This window comes from Cupriavidus sp. YR651, from assembly GCF_900101625.1.
Lineage (GTDB): Bacteria > Pseudomonadota > Gammaproteobacteria > Burkholderiales > Burkholderiaceae > Cupriavidus.
The window spans coordinates 110,010-129,570 of sequence record NZ_FMYZ01000015.1 but is presented as its reverse complement, the minus strand read 5'-3'; the positions used below and the strand labels follow the sequence as shown (position 1 = coordinate 129,570).

19 protein-coding genes and 1 tRNA gene are annotated in these 19,561 nt (G+C 67.2%); 14 read left to right on the top strand and 6 right to left on the bottom strand.

What is annotated here, in order from left to right:
* Nucleotides 1-511: 511 nt before the first annotated feature.
* The gene (locus BLR29_RS27735; RefSeq protein ID WP_092141919.1) at nt 512-1,228 is read right to left on the bottom strand and encodes a CerR family C-terminal domain-containing protein; all 717 of its coding nucleotides are present in this window, start codon (nt 1,226-1,228) and stop codon (nt 512-514) included.
* Between the two features lie 106 nt (nt 1,229-1,334).
* Between BLR29_RS27735 and BLR29_RS27730 the strand changes: the two genes are divergently transcribed.
* From BLR29_RS27730 to BLR29_RS27705, 6 genes are all read left to right on the top strand, one after another.
* A complete protein-coding gene (locus tag BLR29_RS27730) occupies nt 1,335-2,486 on the top strand; it encodes an HlyD family secretion protein (protein ID WP_092141916.1) in 1,152 nt (383 codons plus the stop codon).
* Entirely contained in the window at nt 2,479-4,071 is a 1,593-nt protein-coding gene (locus tag BLR29_RS27725) for an MDR family MFS transporter (RefSeq protein ID WP_092141913.1), read from the top strand. The genes BLR29_RS27730 and BLR29_RS27725 overlap by 8 nt, the downstream gene beginning before the upstream one ends.
* Before the next feature lie 116 nt (nt 4,072-4,187).
* Nucleotides 4,188-5,627 carry an efflux transporter outer membrane subunit gene (locus BLR29_RS27720; RefSeq protein ID WP_255371472.1) on the top strand — a complete coding sequence of 480 codons (1,440 nt, stop codon included), beginning with the start codon at nt 4,188-4,190 and terminating at the stop codon, nt 5,625-5,627.
* Between the two features lie 92 nt (nt 5,628-5,719).
* Nucleotides 5,720-6,202 (top strand): GNAT family N-acetyltransferase, encoded by a 483-nt coding sequence (locus BLR29_RS27715; protein WP_176861080.1) that lies wholly within the window; start codon nt 5,720-5,722, stop codon nt 6,200-6,202.
* Between the two features lie 179 nt (nt 6,203-6,381).
* On the top strand, nt 6,382-7,257 hold the full coding sequence (locus BLR29_RS27710) for a mechanosensitive ion channel domain-containing protein (RefSeq protein ID WP_092141907.1): 876 nt from the start codon (nt 6,382-6,384) through the stop codon (nt 7,255-7,257).
* Between the two features lie 164 nt (nt 7,258-7,421).
* Nucleotides 7,422-9,092 carry a phospholipase D family protein gene (locus BLR29_RS27705; protein ID WP_255371468.1) on the top strand — a complete coding sequence of 557 codons (1,671 nt, stop codon included), beginning with the start codon at nt 7,422-7,424 and terminating at the stop codon, nt 9,090-9,092.
* A gap of 397 nt (nt 9,093-9,489) precedes the next feature.
* On the opposite strand, the gene BLR29_RS27700 is transcribed toward BLR29_RS27705, so the two are convergent.
* Nucleotides 9,490-9,870 carry a hypothetical protein gene (locus BLR29_RS27700; protein WP_092141904.1) on the bottom strand — a complete coding sequence of 127 codons (381 nt, stop codon included), beginning with the start codon at nt 9,868-9,870 and terminating at the stop codon, nt 9,490-9,492.
* Between the two features lie 259 nt (nt 9,871-10,129).
* Between BLR29_RS27700 and BLR29_RS27695 the strand changes: the two genes are divergently transcribed.
* Nucleotides 10,130-10,426, top strand: a complete 297-nt coding sequence (locus BLR29_RS27695) for a DUF2917 domain-containing protein (protein ID WP_176861079.1) — start codon at nt 10,130-10,132, stop codon at nt 10,424-10,426.
* Here the strand turns inward: BLR29_RS27695 and BLR29_RS27690 are convergent.
* Entirely contained in the window at nt 10,414-11,349 is a 936-nt protein-coding gene (locus tag BLR29_RS27690) for a LysR substrate-binding domain-containing protein (protein WP_092141899.1), read from the bottom strand. The genes BLR29_RS27695 and BLR29_RS27690 overlap by 13 nt on opposite strands.
* 176 nt (nt 11,350-11,525) lie before the next feature.
* On the opposite strand from BLR29_RS27690, the gene BLR29_RS27685 reads away from it, so the two are divergent.
* From BLR29_RS27685 to BLR29_RS27680, 3 genes are all read left to right on the top strand, one after another.
* A complete protein-coding gene (locus tag BLR29_RS27685) occupies nt 11,526-12,806 on the top strand; it encodes an MFS transporter (RefSeq protein ID WP_369804725.1) in 1,281 nt (426 codons plus the stop codon).
* Entirely contained in the window at nt 12,803-12,964 is a 162-nt protein-coding gene (locus tag BLR29_RS32595; protein WP_176861078.1) for a hypothetical protein, read from the top strand. The genes BLR29_RS27685 and BLR29_RS32595 overlap by 4 nt, the downstream gene beginning before the upstream one ends.
* A 133-nt stretch (nt 12,965-13,097) precedes the next feature.
* Nucleotides 13,098-13,610, top strand: coding sequence for a hypothetical protein (locus BLR29_RS27680; RefSeq protein ID WP_092141893.1), 513 nt, complete (start codon nt 13,098-13,100; stop codon nt 13,608-13,610).
* A 20-nt stretch (nt 13,611-13,630) separates the two neighbouring features.
* Here the strand turns inward: BLR29_RS27680 and BLR29_RS27675 are convergent, their stop codons facing one another.
* Nucleotides 13,631-15,103, bottom strand: a complete 1,473-nt coding sequence (locus tag BLR29_RS27675) for a MocR-like pyridoxine biosynthesis transcription factor PdxR (protein ID WP_092141890.1) — start codon at nt 15,101-15,103, stop codon at nt 13,631-13,633.
* A gap of 83 nt (nt 15,104-15,186) precedes the next feature.
* On the opposite strand from BLR29_RS27675, the gene BLR29_RS27670 reads away from it, so the two are divergent.
* Nucleotides 15,187-16,107 carry a haloalkane dehalogenase gene (locus tag BLR29_RS27670; RefSeq protein WP_092141887.1) on the top strand — a complete coding sequence of 307 codons (921 nt, stop codon included), beginning with the start codon at nt 15,187-15,189 and terminating at the stop codon, nt 16,105-16,107.
* 85 nt (nt 16,108-16,192) lie between these two features.
* Here the strand turns inward: BLR29_RS27670 and BLR29_RS27665 are convergent, their stop codons facing one another.
* Together BLR29_RS27665 and BLR29_RS27660 are read right to left on the bottom strand one after the other, a co-directional pair.
* Nucleotides 16,193-16,513: a hypothetical protein gene (locus tag BLR29_RS27665; RefSeq protein WP_092141964.1), complete on the bottom strand. Its 321-nt coding sequence runs from the start codon at nt 16,511-16,513 to the stop codon at nt 16,193-16,195.
* A gap of 189 nt (nt 16,514-16,702) precedes the next feature.
* Nucleotides 16,703-17,170 (bottom strand): hypothetical protein, encoded by a 468-nt coding sequence (locus BLR29_RS27660; RefSeq protein ID WP_092141884.1) that lies wholly within the window; start codon nt 17,168-17,170, stop codon nt 16,703-16,705.
* A 139-nt stretch (nt 17,171-17,309) separates the two neighbouring features.
* On the opposite strand from BLR29_RS27660, the gene BLR29_RS27655 reads away from it, so the two are divergent.
* The 3 genes from BLR29_RS27655 to BLR29_RS27645 all read left to right on the top strand — a co-directional run bounded on the left by BLR29_RS27655 (nt 17,310) and on the right by BLR29_RS27645 (nt 19,554).
* Nucleotides 17,310-18,908 (top strand): GGDEF domain-containing protein, encoded by a 1,599-nt coding sequence (locus BLR29_RS27655; RefSeq protein ID WP_092141881.1) that lies wholly within the window; start codon nt 17,310-17,312, stop codon nt 18,906-18,908.
* 146 nt (nt 18,909-19,054) lie between these two features.
* Nucleotides 19,055-19,390, top strand: a complete 336-nt coding sequence (locus BLR29_RS27650; RefSeq protein ID WP_092141878.1) for an EF-hand domain-containing protein — start codon at nt 19,055-19,057, stop codon at nt 19,388-19,390.
* 77 nt (nt 19,391-19,467) lie between these two features.
* Nucleotides 19,468-19,554 (top strand) — tRNA-Leu (locus BLR29_RS27645).
* Nucleotides 19,555-19,561: the final 7 nt, after the last annotated feature.

Below are 19,561 nucleotides of genomic sequence, written 5' to 3'. Positions count from 1 at the left end.
CCGTAGGCTTCGCCGGTTGCGGCTTGTGCGGCGCCGGTCACGAAGGCGGCGGCGAGGGCGGCGGCGGTCAGGATGGTCTTGGCGTTCATGATGGTGCTCCTTGCGGTGGGTCGGGCGATCTCGTTGTGTGTGGATCGCACGGCCGGTGTTTGCTGCGTTTTCAGGGGTCTTTGTTTTCGTCTTCCGCTGCTGCTATCTACTGCTAGGTAGAGAGCGAGGGCTAAAAAAAAGACCGCCTCCCGGTACTGACAAACTGCTGGTGTTGCGTGGAGCGGAGCTGCTTGCCGGGGGGTGTTGCTGTTTCCGGGGTGGTGCAGCGCTGTCCATGGCTCGAATATTATCTACTACTAGATAGATAAGCAAGGTCTTTTTGCGGTGCGCAATAGGAGGACTACGAAAATTCAACGCGTAGATGTTCCGCTGGCTGCAGTGAGCGGCGGTCTAACCTGTTGATCGATAAGCAAAAAATCGTTAAACCTATCGATCGCGCTGGTTGATTAGAGTGTTTGCTCTAGATTTGGGTGCTCGCCGCATCGCGCTGCGCCACCAGCCCCCAAAGCAGCGTGCGGGTCTGGTCCTGCAGCACTTTCGCGATGCGTTCGGTCTCCGATTCCCCGAATCCTTCCCAATTCAGCGCCCTCACCACATGGCGCCGCATGACCTTGAACGCGGCGATCTGGCTGTCGAGCGCGATTGTGCGGATCCGGGTGGTTTCGTCGGTGGCGGGCCGGCCCGTGAGCCTGCCGATGATGGCCGTGGTCAGCACAAACAGGCGCCGGTTGATGCCCGCGTCGATGCGCTCGAACGCGGCGGGCGGCCCGAGCCCCGCGCGCTCCCGGGCCATGAACTGGCGCCAGTGATCGGTATCGGGGCATTCATACAGGAACGTCGCAAATCGGGCCTGCAGCTGGAGATAGCTGTCGACCAGCGCCGCGTCGGTGGCGTCCGGCCGTGCAATAACGGCTTCCGCCGCGCTCACCACCTCGTCCAGCTGGCCCCAGGCGACTTCGACAAAGTGATCGATGCAAGCCAGGTACACCCCTTCCTTGTTGTCGAAGTAGTACTGCAGGGCCGGGGCGTTGACGCCGGCCTCGCGGGCAATATCGCGCGTCGATGCGCCGTCGAAGCCATGTTCCCCGAACAGGCGTAGCGCCGCGTCGATGATTCGCGCACGCGTTTCCTCGCCACGCTGGTAGCCGCCTTCCGCCGCAGGCTTGTGTCGCGCCATGTTGCTTTTTCCTCCTCTCCTCACCAGGCGGAAATATAACAGTTGACACATTTCTTCCGAGTGGAATAATTGCGCGGCCTTCTCCACTCGGAAGCTTTGCGCCCCCATGTCCGCTCCCCACTCTGCAGCTTCGGCCGCGAATCCCGCCGCCGGCTTTCCGCCAAGTCACGCATCCGCCACGAAACCCTCCCGCCGCCGCCGCATCCTGATGACGGCCGGCATCGTATTGCTCGTGGGCGGCCTGGCGGCCGCCACGCACTGGTGGCGGGTCGGGCGGTTCATCGAAAGCACCGACGACGCCTACATCCAGGCCGACAGCGTGACCGTGGCGCCCAAGGTCAGCGGCTACGTGGCGGAAGTCTTCGTGCGCGACAACCAGCAGGTCGCCGCCGGCCAGGCGCTGGTGCGCCTCGACAACCGCCAGTACCAGGCGGCGTACGATGAAGCCGAGGCCAATGTCGCGTCCCGCCAGGCCGATGTGGCGCGCGCCGAAGCCGATCTCGCCCAGCAGAAGGCGAGGATTGCGCAGGCCGGTGCGGAAGTGGACGGCGCACGCGCCAATGCGCGCTATGCGGCGTCGCAGGTCGAGCGCTATGCGCCGCTCGTGAAATCCGGCGCGGAGACCGAGGAACGCACCGCCGAGTTGCGCAACGCGCAGACGCGCGCCACCACCACGCTGACTGCCAATGAGGCCGCGCTGCGCGTGGAGCAGAGCCAGACCGTGACGCTCCAGGCCAGGTTGCAGCAGGCCCGCGCCCAGCTGGAAGTGGCGGAAGCCAGCGCGCGCCAGTCGAAGCTCAATCTGGAGGACGCCGTCGTGCGCGCCACCACGGCGGGTCGCGTGGCGGACAAAGGCGTGCGTGTGGGCCAGTTTGCCCAGCCGGGCACGCGGCTGCTGACCGAGGTGCCCGTGCAGGATCTCTACCTGACGGCCAATTTCAAGGAGACGCAGGTGGGCCGCATGCGTGCGGGACAGCCGGTGACGCTGCATGTCGATGCACTGCCCGGAGAAGACCTGCACGGCGTGGTGGATAGCCTGTCGCCGGGCACCGGATCGCAATTCGCGCTGTTGCCCGCGCAGAACGCCACCGGCAATTTCACGAAGATCGTGCAACGCGTGCCCGTGCGCATCCATGTGGACGTCACGCCGGAAGCGCGCGCGGTGCTGATGCCGGGCCTGTCGGTGGTGGTCGACGTCGATACGCGTCACAAGGAGGGCGCCGCCGCGCAGGCCGCCACAGGAGCCAGCCATGGCTGACACCGCACCGGCCGCCAGCCCGGCGCCGGTCGCGCAGCAGCCCAACGCCACGGCAGCCGACTGGATCGCCGTGGCCGCCGGATCGCTCGGGGCGCTGCTGGCCACGCTGGACATCTCGATCACCAACTCGGCGCTGCCGCAGATCCAGGGGCAGATTGGCGCCGCGGGCACCGAGGGCACCTGGGTATCCACCGGCTACCTGATGGCGGAGATCGTCATCATTCCGCTGACCGCATGGCTCACGCGCGTGTTCGGGCTGCGGCGCTTCCTGATGTGGAATGCGCTGCTGTTCACGGCGTTCTCGATGATGTGCGGCATGTCCCATTCGCTGACGGAGATGGTGATCGGCCGCATCGGACAAGGTCTGGCCGGCGGCGCGATGATTCCCACCGCGCAGACCATCGTGCGGACGCGATTGCCGCGCCACCAGATGCCCATCGGCATGTCGATGTTCGGCCTGATCGTGCTGCTCGGGCCCTTGCTCGGCCCCGTGGTGGGCGGCTGGCTGGCCGAGAACGCCAACTGGCGCTGGTGCTTCTTCCTGAATCTGCCGATCACGGCCGTGCTGGTGCCGCTGCTGTACTTCGGGCTCAAGCCGGAGCGCACGGACCTGAGCGCCTTTATCAAGGCGGACTGGCTCGGCATCGTCGGGCTGGCCATCGGGTTGAGCTCCCTGACCGTGGTGCTGGAGGAGGGGCAGCGCGAACGCTGGTTCGAATCGTCGATGATCGTCTACCTGTCGGCACTGTCGGCGACCGGGCTGGCGATGATGTTCATCGGCCAGTTCACGGCCAGCACGCCGATCGTGCGGCTGCGCCTGCTGATGAACAGGAGCTACGCGAGCGTGATCCTGATCGTGTCGACGGTGGGCGCGGGCCTCTATGGCGTGTCCTACCTGCTGCCGCAGTTCCTGGCCACCATTGCCGGCTACAACGCCGAGCAGGCCGGCGGCATCATGTTGCTCTCCGGGCTGCCCGCCTTCCTGTTGATGCCGGTGTTGCCGCGCATTCTCGGCAAGTTCGACAGCCGGTGGCTGGTGATCGCGGGCCTCGCCTGCTTCTTTGGCAGTTGCATGCTCGACATCGGCCTGACCACGGATAGCGTGGGCCATGACTTCACGGTGTCGCAGATCCTGCGTGGCTTTGGCCAGATCCTGGCGATGATGCCGCTGAACCAGGCCTCAATGGCGGCCGTGGCCACCCACGAAGCCGGCGATGCCGCCGGGCTGTACAACATGGCGCGCAACCTCGGCGGCTCCATCGGCCTGGCGCTGCTGGGCACGCTGATCGATCGCCGCAATGCGTACCACGACGCGGTGATCCGGGAGTCGCTGACCGCCAACAGTGCGATCGGGCAGGAACACATGGCGTCCTCGATCGCCAGCTTCATGGCCCAGGGCGGCGACTACGCGCATGCCACGCTGCAGGCCGTGGCGCAACTCAGCGGCACGATCGCGCGACAGGCCGCCGTGATGACGTTCTCCGAGACCTTCTTCGCCCTGGGGATTGCATTGCTCTGCTGCATTCCGCTGGCCCTGCTGCTCAAGCCGCCCCGCCCGGGTGCGCCCGTTTCCACCGGTCACTGATCATGTTCGCTCTCCTTCGCGGCGCACGCCCGGCTACATCGTTCGCCACACCGTCCACCACCTCGTCCACAAACTCGTCATCCACGTTGCCGGCCCTGCTGACGATTGCCGTGGCGATGATCGTCGCCGGCTGCACCGTCGGCCCCGACTATCGCCAGGCCCCGGAAGTGGCGGCCAACGCCCTCGGTGCGGGCACGTTTCCGCATGCGCCGTCCGTGGCCGACGCCGGCTCGCCGCGTGTGGCCGACTGGTGGCACGCGCTGGGCGACGCCCGGCTGGACGGCCTGATTGACACCGCGTTGAAGCAAAGCCCGGACATCCGCGCCGCCCGCGCGCGGCTGCGCCAGGCGCGCGCCGGGCTGCAAGGCAATACCGCCAACCTGCTGCCGAAGGTGGGCGCCAGCGCGGCGATGTTGCGCACGCGTTCGCCGGACCTGTCGGCGCTGTCGGGCGATGGATCGTCCGGCGGCGGCCGTGGACCGCTGTCGCTGTATATCGCCGGGTTTGATGCGAGTTGGGAGATCGACCTGTTCGGTGGCACGCGCCGCTCCATCGAAGCGGCATCCGCCGAAGCCGACGCCGCCGATGCCGAGCTTGCCGACGTGCACGTGCAGCTGGCCGCGGAAGTGGCCCAGGCATACGTCGGCCTGCGCGAGCAGCAGGCCAGCCTGGCGCACCTGCGGGCCTCGGAGAAGCTCGAGGCCGACATGCTCGACCTCACGCAACAGCGCCGCGCGCGCGGCGTGGCGTCCCAGCTGGAAGTGGAGCGCCTGCTGACGCAACTGGACAACACGCGCGCCCGGATCGCTCCGGTGGAGGCTGGCATTACCGAATCGTTCGATCAGCTCGGGCTGCTGACGGGCCGCGCGCCGGGCACGCTCGATACCGAGCTGGCGGATGCGCAACCGCTGCCGACGCTGCCGGAGACCGTGGCCGTCGGCGATCCGGCCACGTTGCTGAAGGCACGCCCCGATATTCGCGCCGCCGAGCGCCGGCTGGCGTCGCGTACCGCGCAGATCGGCGTGCACAAGGCCGACTGGTTTCCGAAGCTGTCGCTGCTCGGCTCGCTGGGATTCAGTGCGCTGGACCCCGGGCACCTCGTGCGCAAGGAAAACGGGACGTGGCTGACGCTGCCGCGCCTGCAGTGGAACGTCCTCGACTTCGGCCGCGTGGCGGCCAGCGTGGACGGTGCCGAAGCCGGGCGCGACGAGGCGGAGGCCAACTACGAAAGCACGGTGCTGCGCGCGCTGCGCGACGCCGACGTGGCGTTGTCCCGCTACGGCCATCAGCGCGAGAACGTGGTGGTGCTACGGCGCGTCGAGGCCTCGGCCGAACGCGCGTCCACGTTGCAGCAGCAGCGCTATCGCGCCGGCACGGCCAGCATGCTCGAATGGCTCGATGTGGAACGCACGCGCGTCGTGGCGCAGCAGGATCGCATCTCGGGCGACGCGAATCTGCTGAAGGACTATGTCTCGCTGCAGAAGGCGCTGGGGCTGGGCTGGCGCACGGGGCTTCCAACACCGACATCGACCTCAGCACCGGCATCGGCGTCATAGAACGGCGCATCCTCGCCACGCGTTCCCCCCACTGTGATTCGCGTTACGATCGTCGCTGGCAGGCGCAATGCCTGCGGCCCGATCGAGACACGATGACCACCTTGACGATCCGCGAGTTCCAGCCCGGCGATGCCCCTGCGCTATGGGCGATCTTCCACGCGGCGGTTCACGGCCTCTGCGCGCCGGACTATTCCGAAGCCCAGCGACTGGCCTGGGCACCGCCAGTACCCGAATCGGCCGACGCGGAAGCCTGGGCGACCAGGGTCGGCCACAACCGCCCGTATGTCGCGGAGATCGCCGGCATCGGTCCCGTGGGCTATGCCGATCTCCAGGCTTCCGGCGAGATCGATCACTTCTTCGTGCATCCCGCCCATGCCCGGCACGGGGTAGGGCAGGCGCTGATGTGCCATATCGTCAACGCGGCGCGCCAGCGCGGCATCGACGCCCTGTTCGCCAGCGTGAGCCTGACCGCCGAACCGTTTTTCTTCGCGTCGGGATTCAAGCTGGTGCAGCGGCAGGAAGTCGTCGTCCGTGGCGTGGCGATGCCCAACGCGCGGATGGCACGGCAGGTCTGAGCCGATCGGACCGGGTCGGTTCGAGTGACTTGCTCGCCACCGGCGTGGCGCTGTCCGTCCCGGCAAACCGGCGTGTGGATAGAATCGCCGTGGACGGCATCCGCATTCCCATCCTGCCGCATCGCAGCAAACTGTTACCGCAGCGCCGGTGAACGGACCCAACGAGGGCGAATCCCCCCATGCACTTCAATGCGAACGACAGCATCCTGATCAACGTGATCGCCAGCATGGTCGTGGTCCTGGCCGGGACCCTGCTGGTCAAGCTGATCAACCGCTTCTTCTCGGCGCGGCTGCAGGCCGATAACCGCGGCAGCTACCGGGCGTGGACGGTCGCGTCCCGCAACCTCGTCGCGGCCATCATGTTCCTGCTGCTACTGGGCATCTGGGTGTCCGAACTGAAAAGCGTGGCGATTTCGCTGGCGGCGTTCGCGGCGGCCCTGCTGCTGGTCGGCAAGGAACTGGTGATGTGCTTCCTGGGCGCGTTCATGCGGATGATCACGCGGCCCTTCCAGCTGGGCGACCTGGTGGAGATCGGTCCGTTTGGTGGCGAGGTGATCGACATGGACGTCATGTCCACCACGCTGGTGGAGGTGGCGCCCACGCGCCAGTACACGGGCTACACGGTGCAGGTGCCCAACGCCATGTTGCTGACCACGGCAGTGCGCAACCATTCGCAGGCCGGCAAGTACACGCTGGACATGGTGCGCATTCCGCTGGCGGTGGGTATGGACCCGGACCAGGTCGAGGCGCAACTGATGCAGGTGGCGCGGCAGGCGTGCGAGCCGTTCATGGAGGAAGCCGGCCGCACGCTGCGCCGCTATGGCGACATGCGGTTCGTCGACTTGTCGCAGTTCGAGCCGCGCGTGCTGTTCGAGCCGGTGGATGCGGAGCGGGTGGATGCCATCGTGCGATTCCCGGTGCCGGTCAGCGCGCGACTACCGGTTGCGCAGCAGATCCTGCGCGGCTACTACCGGGAGCTGGCCCAGGTGCAGGCGCGGGCCGCGGCGGCGAACGCCTCGCGGACGGAGAGCCCCGCCGGCGCGCCGCCCGTGTGAGCAACAACCCGGGCTCGCGACGGCATCTCTTTCGCGCGCGCGTAGGCGCCAGCCTGACAGCCCGCGAACACGCTTGCAGGTGTAATGTGCGGAGAGTCGTGGCGCAGACCCGACCCGCGTTGCCGGAAAACAGGGACTGAGAGGACCGGACGAGGAGAGGGACCATGGTGCGAACACTCGGCCGCTGGTTGCGTGAGGAACGCGGGTGGATGCCGGGTGCGGCGGATGGCGTCGCGTCATGCTGGCGGCGCGGCCGCTTGCTGGCGACGCATTGTGCCGCGCTGCTCATCCTGTCGGTCTGCCTCGGCGTGCTGGGCGGCTGCGCCAGCCTGCCGGCCAACGCCGGGCGCACGCCCTCCCATGCCACCAGCGACGCCGGCAACACGTTGCTGGCCCGTGCGCTGACACCTCGTCTGGCGCAGAATCCCGGCCAGTCGATCTTCTACCCGCTCGGCTCGGGGCCCGATGCGCTGACGGCACGACTGGCGCTGGCCCGCGCCGCACAAAAGACGCTCGACCTGCAGTACTACATCTTCGACGTCGACAACACCGGCAGCGCGCTGCTGGGCGAGCTGATCGACGCCGCCGACCGTGGCGTGCGCGTGCGCATCCTGGTGGACGACATCCACACCGGCAAGCAGGACAAGATCTGGGCGGCGGTGGACTCCCATCCCAATATCGAGGTCCGGATCTTCAACCCGTTTGCCAACCGCAGCGCGCGCTGGCTGGAACTGGCTTTCGACTTCGGCCGGCTGAACCGCCGCATGCACAACAAGCAGATGACGGTGGACAACCTGGTGACCATCGTGGGCGGCCGCAATATCGGCGACGCGTATTTCTCGGCCAAGCCGGACATGGATTTCAGCGATCTCGACGTCATGGTGGCGGGGCCGGTGGTGCCGGCGGCCAGCGCCGTGTTCGACGAATACTGGAACAGCGAGAGTGCCTACGCCGTGGCCACGCTGGTGCCGGAGGGCAAGGAGGCGCCAGAGGAATTGCGGCGATTCCGCAAGGGCATCGAGGCGCGCGGAGACCGGGCGCTCGCCAGCCCCTATGTGCAGGAACTGCTGGACTCCGGGCTGGCCAGGGGGATCGAGGCCGGACGGCTGCCCGGCTACGTAGGCGGGGCGCGCATCATTGCCGACAAGGCGGACAAGGTGGACGACGATCCGGACGACCCCTCCAGCCACGCCATTCCCAAGTTGCGCGCGCTGATGGAAAAGGCGCAGAGCGAGCTCGTGCTGGTGTCGCCGTACTTCGTGCCGGACGACGAAAACGAGAAGTGGCTGCTCGGGATTGCGGGCCGCGGGGTCAAGATCCGCGTGCTGACCAATTCCTTTGCCGCCACCGACGTCGCCGCCGTCCACGCGGGGTATGTGCCACGGCGCGTGGGTCTGCTGCGGGCCGGCGTCGAGCTATACGAGCTCAAGCCCACCGCCAATCCGGAACTGGCGCGCAGCCGGACCAGCAAGAGCCGGATGTTTGCCTCCAGCCGTGCAAGCCTGCACGCCAAGGCGTATGTCGTGGACCGGCGGCTGCTGTTTATTGGCTCGCTGAACCTCGACCCGCGCTCCATCAAGCTCAATACGGAAATGGGCGTGGTGCTGGATAGCCCCACGCTGGGCCAGCGCCTGGTCGACGGTATGGAGGACCGCATGCTGGACATCGCCTACAAGGTGGCGTTGCGCAAGGACGATAACGGCGCCGAGACGCTGACCTGGACCACGCGCGAGGACGGCAAGCTGGTGACCGTCGACAGCGAACCCGGCATGAGCGTGTGGCAGCACATGGGCATCGGCATCCTGCGCGTGCTGCCGGTGGAGAGCCAGCTGTAACTCAAAAATCGCGCAAGAAGCGCGCAACCCGTGGCGGACGTTTCGCCTACCTTTAAGACATCACTGCCGTGAGGAGGCCGCAGCCGTGAAGACACGATTCCTTGCGTACGTGGGGTGGGTGGTCCTGGCCAGCATTCCGTTGAGTGCCTGCAATGCGCCGCCGAAAAACCATCTGTTGCCCCCTGCACCGCCGCCGCCGCGCATGTCGGTGCCAGCAGGCGATTTCTATGAGCCTGCGCCCGCCCCTTCCCCGCCCGCAGCGGCGGGGGCACCAAAGGAGTCAGTGCCGCCCAGGTAACCGCCGGCAAGGGTCGCTTGCCGGATGGGTGCCCGTCAGGTTTCCGTCTGGTTGCTGCCGGCGTGCGGCGAGTGCGGCAATTTTCGCGGCCGGCGCGGATCAGGTCATCTGCTGCAGGGATCGCAGCAGATGCACCTGCAGGCGCGACAGTTCCAGCGCGATGCCACCGGGAAAGCCCTGCCGGTTGCCACGCTTGTCGATCAGCAGGTCCGCGAGGAATGCCGATAGCGCGGCCGGATTGCTCGCCAGCGCGGCAAGCTGGTTGCCGATGCGCGGATAGGCATGGAACAACTCCAGCGGCCGCACTTCCCGGGGCAGCTGGGCGAGCCATTTGAGCGCGGCGGGGACGAGCGCCCGGGTAGCCGGGTCGACCGGTTGCCGGGTGTCGCTCCAGTCCACCGCGCCGAGGGCGGGCAACTCCCCATCCAGGATCTTCTTGGCTTCCTCGACGGTGACGAGCTCGAACGATAGGGGGTCCATGGGTGTGACGGGGGTCGGATCTTGGGGCAGGTTTCGGGCGCCAGATGCGCCGACGCTCATCTTATCGGATGTCCTCGGGGAATCTTGATCCGTCAGATACTGGATTTCGCCAATCTCGCACCGACGGCACGTTGACTGACACATTCTTCGTCGACGGTCGCGGTGCCAGGCATTCAGTCATGTCATGCGTGCGCGCCGCATTCGTCATGGCAGGCGATGCGGCCGGCTTCCACAATGCAGTCATCACTGGGAGCCCGCCATGTCAATGACGCTGCTGATGGAACAAGAGTGCGTGCCGGTATCGCTGCGCGTCGGCGCGGAGGTGATGTGTCGCCACGGCAATCTGTGGCTGACGATGGAAGGCCGCCGCCGGACGGCATCGCCCGATATCGTGCTGGAGGCGGGACAGCGCCATCGCGTCACGGAGGATGCGATCTACTTCCTGACCGCGTTGGGAAAGTCGAACGTCACGCTGTGCCAGATCACGTGTGGCGACGTCGACAAGACGGCGCGCATGCGCCTGGGGTGGCGCTGGGGCGCGACTCAGCACTCCTGATGCGCCGAGGCGGCGCCGATCGTCACCTTGGCGGCCTCCGCCTGAATCCATGCCGCCACGTGCTGCACGTCAGGCCGTGGTTGCCCGGAGGCATGGATCAGCCAGAACGCGTTGGGGCTCGACACCGCCGCGCCGGTCGTGGGCACCACGGCGAGTTGCCCGCCGTCGATCAGCGGCTGGATCAGTTGCAGCCGGCCCAGCGCCACACCTTGTCCGGCCAGCGCCGCGTGAATCATCTGGTCGTACTGGTTGAAGCGCAGGATGCCGCGCTTGCTGGCCTGCCGGTAGCCCTGCGCGCTCAGCCAGCTACGCCAGTGCAGCCAGGGGCGCGGGTCATCGAATTCCAGCAGCGGCAGTTGCGCCAGCGCTTCGGCGGACTGGACCCGATGCGCACCCAGCGACGGATGCGCAACCGGCGCGATGGTCTCGTCAAACAGGTGGATGGCGTCCGGCGGTGCCGCGGCCTGCCGGCAATAGCGAATCGCCAGGTCGATGCCGTCGGCACGCAGGTCGCTGATCTGGTTGCTCGCCGACAGGCGGACGTCCAGTTGCGGATAGCTGCGTTGCAGCGTGCCAAGCCGTGGCAGCAGCCACAACCCCGCCACGCCGATGCTGGCGGTCACCGTGACCGGCTGCCGGCCATCGCGCTTGCGGACTTCCGCAGCCACGTCCTGCAGTTGCTGCAGGGCGCCATCGGCGCTGCGGAAGAGCCGTTCGCCCTCGGGGGTGAACGCCACGCCGCGATGCTGCCGGACGAACAGCCGCACCTGGAGCTGGTCCTCCAGCGCGCGGATCTGCCGGCTGACGGCCGACTGCGTGAGGCAGAGGTCATCGGCGGCGAGGGTGATGCTCATGCGCCGGCCCACGGCAACAAAGCCCTTGAGCAGGTCGAGCGAGAACAGCCGAACGAGCGGGACCGACATGACACGTCCTCATGGGCAACGACGAGAACCCCATTACAGCACGGGATCGCCATCGCTTGCCATGCGTATCACGCATGTCTGGACGACCGATAAGTCGGTTGAGCATCGCGCGCCGGTGGCATGAAATAAGGCCATCGTCCGGCCGGAAATCCCATTCACTCAGCGACCCCACTGCCATGACCCAACGTTTCCCCTCCCATGCCGCCGACGCATCGGTGGCCGCATCGACCGCGCCATGGTGGCGCGAGGCCTGGTTCCTGCTGCTGGCCGGCGGGCTGGTCATGGGGCTCGCGCTCGGCGTGCGCCACGTGCAGGGGCTGTTCCTCCTGCCGATCATCACGGATCGCGGCTGGACCCGCGAGACTTTCGGATTCGCGATGGCCGTCCAGAACCTGACCTGGGGCCTGGCGCAACCCTTCACGGGCATGGTGGCCGACCGCTTCGGATCGGCCAGGGTGATGGTGGCGGGCATCGCGCTCTACGCCATCGGCCTGTTCCTGATGGCGCAGGCGTCCACCCCGTCGGCCTTCGTCTGGTCTGCGGGCCTGTGCATCGGCATTGCACTGTCAGGCACGACATTCGGCGTGGTGTACGGCGCGCTGAGCCGCATGGTGTCGCCGGCGCGGCGCAGCCAGACGCTCGGTCTGGCCGGAGCGATGGGTGGGATCGGACAGTTCCTGCTGGTGCCGGCGGCCCAGGCGCTGCTGTCCCACGGGGGCTGGCGCAGCGCGCTGACGATTCTGGCCGTCACGGCAGCCGTCCTGTTGCCATTGGCGCTGCCATTCCAGGACCGCGCGCCCGCGTCCGGTGGCACCGCCGCCGCTGGCGCCGCGGCCGAGTTGCCCCTGTTGGACGCGGTGCGCGAGGCCTTCGGGCATTCCGGATTCTGGCTGCTGAACCTCGGCTTCCTCGCCTGTGGATTCCAGCTCGCCTTCATCGCCAGCCACCTCCCCGCGTACCTGCTCGACAAGGGGATGCGGCCGGCCGATGGCATGGTCGCGCTGGCCATCATCGCGCTGGCCAATGTGGCCGGTACCACCGTGTTCGGGCTGCTGGGCGGACGCCATACCAAGAAGTACCTGCTGGCTGGCATCTATCTGGCGCGCACGTCGGCGATGGCGCTGTTTGTGCTGCTGCCGGTGAGCCAGGCGAGTCTCTACGCGTTTGCCGCCGTGATGGGATTCCTGTGGCTGGGCACTGTGCCGCTGACCAGCGGCATCCTCTCGCAGGTCTTCGGCGTGCGCTACATCACCACGCTGTTCGGATTCGTGTTCTTCGGCCACCAACTGGGATCGTTCTTCGGGGTCTGGCTGGGCGGTCTGGTGTTCGAGATGACGCGCTCCTATGACCTCGTCTGGATGGGCGCGATGGCGCTGGGCGTGGTGGCCGCCGCGCTGCACTGGCCGATCGACGACCGCGAGATCGTGCGCGCCGGCTGGCGGGAGGCGCGGACGTGACAGCGCATCGCCCGTGGGGCCGTCGTCTTGCCGTGGCCATCGTTGCCGCGGTTGTCGCGGTCATGGTCATCGCCGCGGCGTGCGCCATGGCCGGCGCGGCATGGCTCGATCCCGGCAGCGCGGCGGCGTGGACGGCGCTGCTGGCCTTCTGCGGATAGTCGAGGGAATAATCCCCGGCCCTCGCGTGTTTACGTTGCAGGATCGGTGTGCGCCGGTCTGGCGTGCGTGGGCTATGCTTGGCATGGCACCCTGTGCGCTTCCCGCACGCCGCGTCGACACTGGAGGAAGGCCATGCAATACCGCTTACCTGTCTGGATGGGCATCGCCGCCGTGGTGCTTGCCGCCTGCGCATCGCTGCAGCCCGTGGAGACCGGGCAGAAGTTGATCGGCGGCCCGCAAAGTACCGTGCGCGATACGTTCGGCGCGCCCACGGAAACCTATCAGCTGGCCAACGGCACCCAACGCTGGATTTACTCGAAGCAGCCTTACGGCTTTGAGGTTTACGCGGCGGATTTCGATGCCAGCGGCAAGCTGGCGAGCTTCCGGCAGATGCTGACCGAGAAGGAGATCTATGAGGCCCGCCCCGGTGTGTGGACCAAGCGCGATATTGCCGAACGCTTCGGCATGCCGCGCGAGCCGGTTCAGTACTACTCGCTGATGAAGCGCGAGGCGTGGTCGTATCGCATGTATGTGGCGGGCTACCAGCCGGCGCACTTCAGCGCCTACTTCGATGATGCCGGGGTGCTGGATCGCACCATGATCATCGTCGACTCGCGCGGTGGAGACCGCAGCCGCGCCAAGTGACGACATCAACGGGCATCCGTTCACGTTGACTGGCCGAGGCAGCCGGCCAGTTTGCCGGCCAGTCTCCGAATCGCCGGTTCGATGCGCGCCGCATCGATCATGCCGAAGCCGAAGCCCAGCGCATTGGGGGCCGGGGTCTTGCCGATGGCGAATCCGCCAAGCGCATGGACGCGGATGCCAGCCCGTGCGGCGGCCTCGGCCACGGCTTCCGCGCGCAGCGGTCCCTCCAGCGACGCACCAAGATGCAGGCCGGCATCGGGCGGGATGGCGGTGATCCGTCCCGCGCAATGGCGCCGCAGTGCCAGCAGCAACGCCTCGCGGCGTGCGCTGTAGATCGTGCGCATCTTGCGGATGTGCCGGGCCAGGTGGCCTTCGGCCATGAAGGCGGCCAGCGTGTCCTGCGCCAGCGGCGGGCTGTGCCAGTCCATGCATTGCCGCGCGCCGACGACGGCCGCATGCGCCCACGGCGGCACCACCACGTAGCCGAGTCGCAATTCCGGAAACAGGCTTTTCGAGAACGTGCCGACGTACCAGACCGACTGGTCCTGGTCCAGCGTCTGCAGCGCGTCCAGCGTGCGGCCGCCGTGCCGGAATTCGCTGTCGTAGTCGTCTTCGATCACCACGGCCTGATGCCGGCGCGCGAAGTCCAGCAACGCCTGCCGTCGAGGCATCGACATGGTGACTCCGAGGGGGAACTGGTGTGAGGGCGTCACGCAAATCACGCGCGCCGTGGGCGGGATCTCATCGACAACCAGGCCGTCCGCATCCACGCGTACTGGCGCCAGCGTCGCGCCGGCGGCCAGGAAGGCGTTGCGCATCGGCGGATAGCCGGGGTCCTCCACGGCCACCACGGTCTTGCCGGGCGTGACCAGCACGCGGGCGATCAGATTGAAAGCCTGCTGGGCTCCGGCGGTGACGACGATATCGTCGGCGCCGCACGCCACCGCCCGGGCAAACGAGACATGACTGGCGATGGCTTCGCGCAAGCCGGCGCGTCCTTCGGGCTCGGCATAGCTGGCCGGGGCTTTCGACAGCGCGCGCAGCGCCCGCCCGGAAAGCCGGCGCCAGATGTCGAAGGGGAATTCGTGTTTGTCAGGCAGGCCGAGCACGAAGTCGTGGTCGAACGACCGGGTCGGTGCCATGCGGATGACGGGCGGCAAATCGCGCATCAGCGCTTGCAGGCGGGCATCGTCGGATGGCTGTTGCAAGGCCGGCTTGCGGGTACGCTCCGGCGAAACCACCGCAGCCACGAAGGTGCCGCCGCCGGGCTGCGTGGTGACGTAGCCCTCGCTCAGCAACAGGTCGTAGACGGCAATGACCGTATTGCGCGCGATGGCGTAGTGCCCGGCCAGTTCCCGGCTCGATGGCAGGCGCAGCCCCGGCGCCAGGCGCCCGTCAAGAATCGCCGCACGCAACTGGCCATGCAAGGCGCGCAGCAGCGTGCGCGATCCCCGTGGGGGCAGGGCAATCTCAAGCGCGAAAACTGGTTCCATGGAATCTCCGGAATCCGGTTCTTATACTGAGCCGGTCGGGATTCTAGCATTGGGTCATCGCAACCCAACGTGAGTCAAACGCCATGTCCGCACCTGCCATTTCCCCACTGGATAACCACCCGCGCCAGCGCGTGACAGTTGCCGGCATCGACTTCAGCTACGTCGATACCGGTAGCGGTGAAGCCATCGTCTTCCTTCATGGCAATCCGACGTCCGCCTACCTGTGGCGCAACATCATTCCCCATGTGAGCGACCTGGGCCACTGCCTGGCGCCGGACCTGCCCGGCTTTGGCGATTCCGCGCCGGCCCCGGAGGGCGCCTGCCGGTTTGCCGATTTCGCGCGCTATCTGGATGCATGGTTCGAGGCGGTCTTGCCGACGGGACAGGTCACGCTGGTCCTGCATGACTGGGGTTCGGCGCTCGGCTTTCACTGGGCGCGCCGGCATCCGTCGCGCGTGCGCGCCATCGCCTATATGGAGGCGCTGGTGCAGCCGCGGCGCTGGAGCGATTTTCCGCCAGCCCGCGAGCAGATCTTCCGGGCGTTGCGTGGCGATGCCGGCGAACGGCTGATCCTCGACGACAACGCGTTTGTCGAGACCGTGCTGCCGCGCAGCGTATTGCGGCCGCTGTCGGCGGAGGAAATGGCGGTGTACCGGAAGCCGTTCGCCACGCGGGCATCGCGCCTGCCGACGCTGTCGCTGGCGCGGGACCTGCCGATCGATGGCGATCCGGAAGACGTGGCGGCGGTGGTCGAGGCGTATGGCAACTGGCTGGCCGCGAGCGAATTGCCGAAGCTGCTGGTCAGCGCGGAGCCGGGCGCGCTGCTCACCGGGCGTGCGCTGGCGTTCAGCCGTACGTGGCCGAACCAGCGGGAGGTGACCGTCGGTGGCGTGCACTATCTGCAGGAAGATTCGCCGCACGAGATCGGCGAAGCGCTCCGCGCATTTGTCCGGGGTTTGCCTGCAGCGGCTGAAGGCGTGCTGAGCGTGCCCGAGAAGACGTGAACGACACCGATGATGATGCCGAACATGGACGGTCGATGCGATCAGCGACGTCGTCGCGCCCGGCCGCCTCGCCGTCCCCGTCGCCTCAGCCCCGGCGCACGGCCGTGACCTTGCCCCCCAGCACATCGAGCGTGCGGCGTTGCGGGTTGTAATCCATCGTGCCGGGCATGCTCTGGCCCTCGCGGTTGCCGAATCGCCACGCGCAGCCCTTGAGCAAGGCGATGGCGTCGGCTTCGGTCTTGCCGATCAGCGCATCGTCGCCAAGCTTGTCGGCCTGGCAGCCCTCGGGCGTCCCGCGACTGCCTTGCGGACCCGGGTTGGCGACCGGCGCCGCGGGCGGCTGGGCCGCACAGCCGGCCACAACGGTGGAGAACACGAGCGCGCTTGCGGCGACGTGGCCAGACATGCGGCGCGACACGGAACGGAGCACGGATAGGTGACGGGTCGATTGGCGTCGGAGCAGGGTCATGCGGGTCCTCATGAGGGGATGCGGTGGAAACAGCTTAGTCGAAAATCGCGGCGCGTCACCGGGTTTGGCAACGCCGGCCGGTCGCCTACACTGGCTGCAGCATGATGTGGACGGCGGGAGGCAACGTCAGAGTTTTTGCGCCGCCGCCAGCGTGAAGATCTTGGCCCATCGCCTGGCTGTTCCGGCATCCTTGACGGGAATGCTCCAATCCGCCTGGGCGTGATGGTCCAGTGTCAGGGCCACCGTCCATCCACTCTCCTGCCGGACGGCCCGCGCTTGCGCGATGTCGGCAAAGATCATGACGATCCGTTGCCCGTCCATTTCCAGCACACCATTCTTGCGCTCGGCATCGACGCGCAGGCTGCCCCAGTCGCCCGACAGTGAAAGGACGCGTTCGCGCTGGATCCGCTTGCCGTGGACCGCCTGGTAGCGTCGCAAGGCCATCATGCCAAGCGCGGTCAGCGCGGCCAGCAACGCGATGACGGCTGCCGCGCCGGCCACCACGCCGAACGCGGCGGCCACCTTCTGGTACATCTTGACGACGCCGTAGACAAAGGCGGCGATCAACGCCAGTCCGGCAAGGATGAGTGGCACGTTGGTGTCCGATGCGTCTGGTGCGTGAGTGGGGGATGGCGGCGCTCGGGCGCGTCGCCAGGCCGGACCGTCGCGCCCTATAATGGGTCGCCCCGCATCGCCTGATACGGGGCCTTGCTCTGGTTCGGCCGACCTTTTCATGCCATCGTATCCTTTCGTCCTTTGCCTGACCATCGCCGTGGTGTGCAGTGTGGGCATGGCCGTCGCCACCTGGCCGCGCCGCGATGACCCCACCGTCAAGGCCTTCCTGGTCCTGGCCGGCGGCGTGGTCATCTGGAGCGGCGGCCGGCTGCTGGAGATCAGTTCGACGGACCTGGCCGGGCGCATCTTCTGGGCCAAGCTCCAGTACGTGGGCATCGTGGGCGTGCCGATCGGCTGGCTGGTGGCGATGGTGCACCTGAGCCGGCCCCGCTTCGTGGTGCCGTGGTCGATGTTGTCGGTTCCCGTCCTGGCGGCGGTGCTGACCGTCGTGCTGGTCTTCACCAACGAACGCCACCACTGGATCTGGACATCGATCGAGTTGATGCCGCCGGGCGTGGCGCCCGGAGCGGTCTTTCGTCACGGCGCCGGCTATACGCTGGTGGCCACCTGGTCCTACCTGCTGCTCGGGCTGAGCCTGTACTTCCTGTTGACCGCCGAGGTGCCCAACGCCGCATTGTCCCGGCGCGGGCGCAATATCCTGGCGTGGGGGCTGGCCTTGCCGCTGCTGACCCACATTGCCTACCTGCAACGCTGGACCGGCGTGCTGGGCGGCGATCTGACGCCGGCCACGTTTTCCCTGATGACCGTCCTCGTCTGGTTCTGCGCGCTGCGCACCCATCTGGACGATATCGGCCATTACGCACGGCTGCGCGTGTTCGATGCCATCGGTGAGGGTTGCGTGATTCTTGGCCGGGACGGCCAGATCGTCGAGTTCAATCCGGCGGCGGCTCGCCTGTTGCCCGAACTGCGTCGCGGCCATCCGCCACCGGCGCATTGGGCGGAGGCGTTGTGGGTCCCGCTGACCTGCGACGAGCCCGATGCCGCGCCGACGCCCCGCATTCCTGCCGGAGCGCACTACGAGCTGACCGTGGAGTCGGTCTGCCGGCTGGATGGGAAGGTGATCGGCACTCTCGTGTTCATGCGCGACATCAGCCGCTACCAGTCGCGCGAACTGGCGCTGACCGCGCAGCTGGGCCAGACCGAGGAGCGCCTGTCACGCGTGCAGGCCGATCTCGACATCGACGCGCTGACGGGCATTCCCAACCGGCGCTACTTCCAGCGGGAGTCGCTGGCGGCCGTCACACGGGCGTTTGAACGGAACGAGGAACTGGGCCTGCTGATCCTCGACGTCGACCTGTTCAAGCAATACAACGACCTCTATGGCCACCCGCGCGGCGACGAGTGCCTGCGCGAGGTGGCGCTGGCCCTGACGCAGGTGCTGACCGGTACGCAGTTCTGTGCGCGGCTGGGCGGGGAGGAGTTCGCGGTGTTGCTGCCGGCATCGACCCAGGACGAAACCCGCAACATCGCCCGGCGCATGGTTGCTGCGGTGCGGGACCTTGGCATTGCCCACAATGGCACGCCGGTTCAGCCGTTCGTGACGATCAGCGTGGGCGCGGTGTGCGCGGTGCCCGAGGCGCCGGGGCTGGAGCCGCTGTTGCACCGTGCGGACAGCGCCATGTACCGCGCCAAGCGGGCGGGACGGAATCGCTTTGTGCTGGATGGAAATATTTACATGGGTCTCCAAAACAACTGAATTCCCGAGCGGTCCGATCGGGGCGATGATCTCGCGGGGATGCGTTTCGCACAGGTCCCTGTTCCTGATAATCCCGGCCGGGGCGATGTCTTCGCGAGCGCCGTACCCCATGGCCGCTTTCCGCAAGAGAGTTCGAGGAGACGACGATGATTCCACTGCAACGGATCCGGGCCAGCCTGATGCTGGCGGCATGTCTGGTGTTTGGCACGGCAGGCGCGCAGCAGGCGCCGGCCGAACCGCGGCCGGCCAATGCGAAAGAGGCCAAGGCGATGTTCGCGGAAAAATTCAAGGCCGCCGATGTCGACCATGATGGCAAGCTGACGCGTGCAGAGGCGGAGGCGGGCATGCCTGAGGTCGCCAAGCAGTTCGACCAGATCGATACGAAGAAGACGGGCGCGGTCACGCAGCGGCAGATCGGCGCCTACTTCGTGGCCAAGGCCAAGCAGCGCAAGACCGCGCAGGATCCGGGCAGCCTGAACTGATGCGAGATGGCTGGGCGGCTTGATGCGGGAGGGGCTTGCAATCTGCAAAATGTTCTGTAAAATGCGCCGCTCACCTTGCCCAGGTGGCGGAATTGGTAGACGCACTAGGTTCAGGTCCTAGCGGTGGCAACACTGTGGAGGTTCGAGTCCTCTCCTGGGCACCAGCATTAA

What these genes read in the sequence shown, in the direction of transcription:
- BLR29_RS27735 (WP_092141919.1), bottom strand. Translation starts at nt 1,228, where the DNA reads ATGGCGCGACACAAGCCTGCGGCGGAAGGCGGCTACCAGCGTGGCGAG.
- BLR29_RS27730 (WP_092141916.1), top strand. Translation starts at nt 1,335, where the DNA reads ATGTCCGCTCCCCACTCTGCAGCTTCGGCCGCGAATCCCGCCGCCGGC.
- BLR29_RS27725 (WP_092141913.1), top strand. Translation starts at nt 2,479, where the DNA reads ATGGCTGACACCGCACCGGCCGCCAGCCCGGCGCCGGTCGCGCAGCAG.
- BLR29_RS27720 (WP_255371472.1), top strand. Translation starts at nt 4,188, where the DNA reads ATGATCGTCGCCGGCTGCACCGTCGGCCCCGACTATCGCCAGGCCCCG.
- BLR29_RS27715 (WP_176861080.1), top strand. Translation starts at nt 5,720, where the DNA reads ATGACCACCTTGACGATCCGCGAGTTCCAGCCCGGCGATGCCCCTGCG.
- BLR29_RS27710 (WP_092141907.1), top strand. Translation starts at nt 6,382, where the DNA reads ATGCACTTCAATGCGAACGACAGCATCCTGATCAACGTGATCGCCAGC.
- BLR29_RS27705 (WP_255371468.1), top strand. Translation starts at nt 7,422, where the DNA reads ATGGTGCGAACACTCGGCCGCTGGTTGCGTGAGGAACGCGGGTGGATG.
- BLR29_RS27700 (WP_092141904.1), bottom strand. Translation starts at nt 9,870, where the DNA reads ATGGACCCCCTATCGTTCGAGCTCGTCACCGTCGAGGAAGCCAAGAAG.
- BLR29_RS27695 (WP_176861079.1), top strand. Translation starts at nt 10,130, where the DNA reads ATGTCAATGACGCTGCTGATGGAACAAGAGTGCGTGCCGGTATCGCTG.
- BLR29_RS27690 (WP_092141899.1), bottom strand. Translation starts at nt 11,349, where the DNA reads ATGTCGGTCCCGCTCGTTCGGCTGTTCTCGCTCGACCTGCTCAAGGGC.
- BLR29_RS27685 (WP_369804725.1), top strand. Translation starts at nt 11,526, where the DNA reads ATGACCCAACGTTTCCCCTCCCATGCCGCCGACGCATCGGTGGCCGCA.
- BLR29_RS27680 (WP_092141893.1), top strand. Translation starts at nt 13,098, where the DNA reads ATGCAATACCGCTTACCTGTCTGGATGGGCATCGCCGCCGTGGTGCTT.
- BLR29_RS27675 (WP_092141890.1), bottom strand. Translation starts at nt 15,103, where the DNA reads ATGGAACCAGTTTTCGCGCTTGAGATTGCCCTGCCCCCACGGGGATCG.
- BLR29_RS27670 (WP_092141887.1), top strand. Translation starts at nt 15,187, where the DNA reads ATGTCCGCACCTGCCATTTCCCCACTGGATAACCACCCGCGCCAGCGC.
- BLR29_RS27665 (WP_092141964.1), bottom strand. Translation starts at nt 16,513, where the DNA reads ATGTCTGGCCACGTCGCCGCAAGCGCGCTCGTGTTCTCCACCGTTGTG.
- BLR29_RS27655 (WP_092141881.1), top strand. Translation starts at nt 17,310, where the DNA reads ATGCCATCGTATCCTTTCGTCCTTTGCCTGACCATCGCCGTGGTGTGC.
- BLR29_RS27650 (WP_092141878.1), top strand. Translation starts at nt 19,055, where the DNA reads ATGATTCCACTGCAACGGATCCGGGCCAGCCTGATGCTGGCGGCATGT.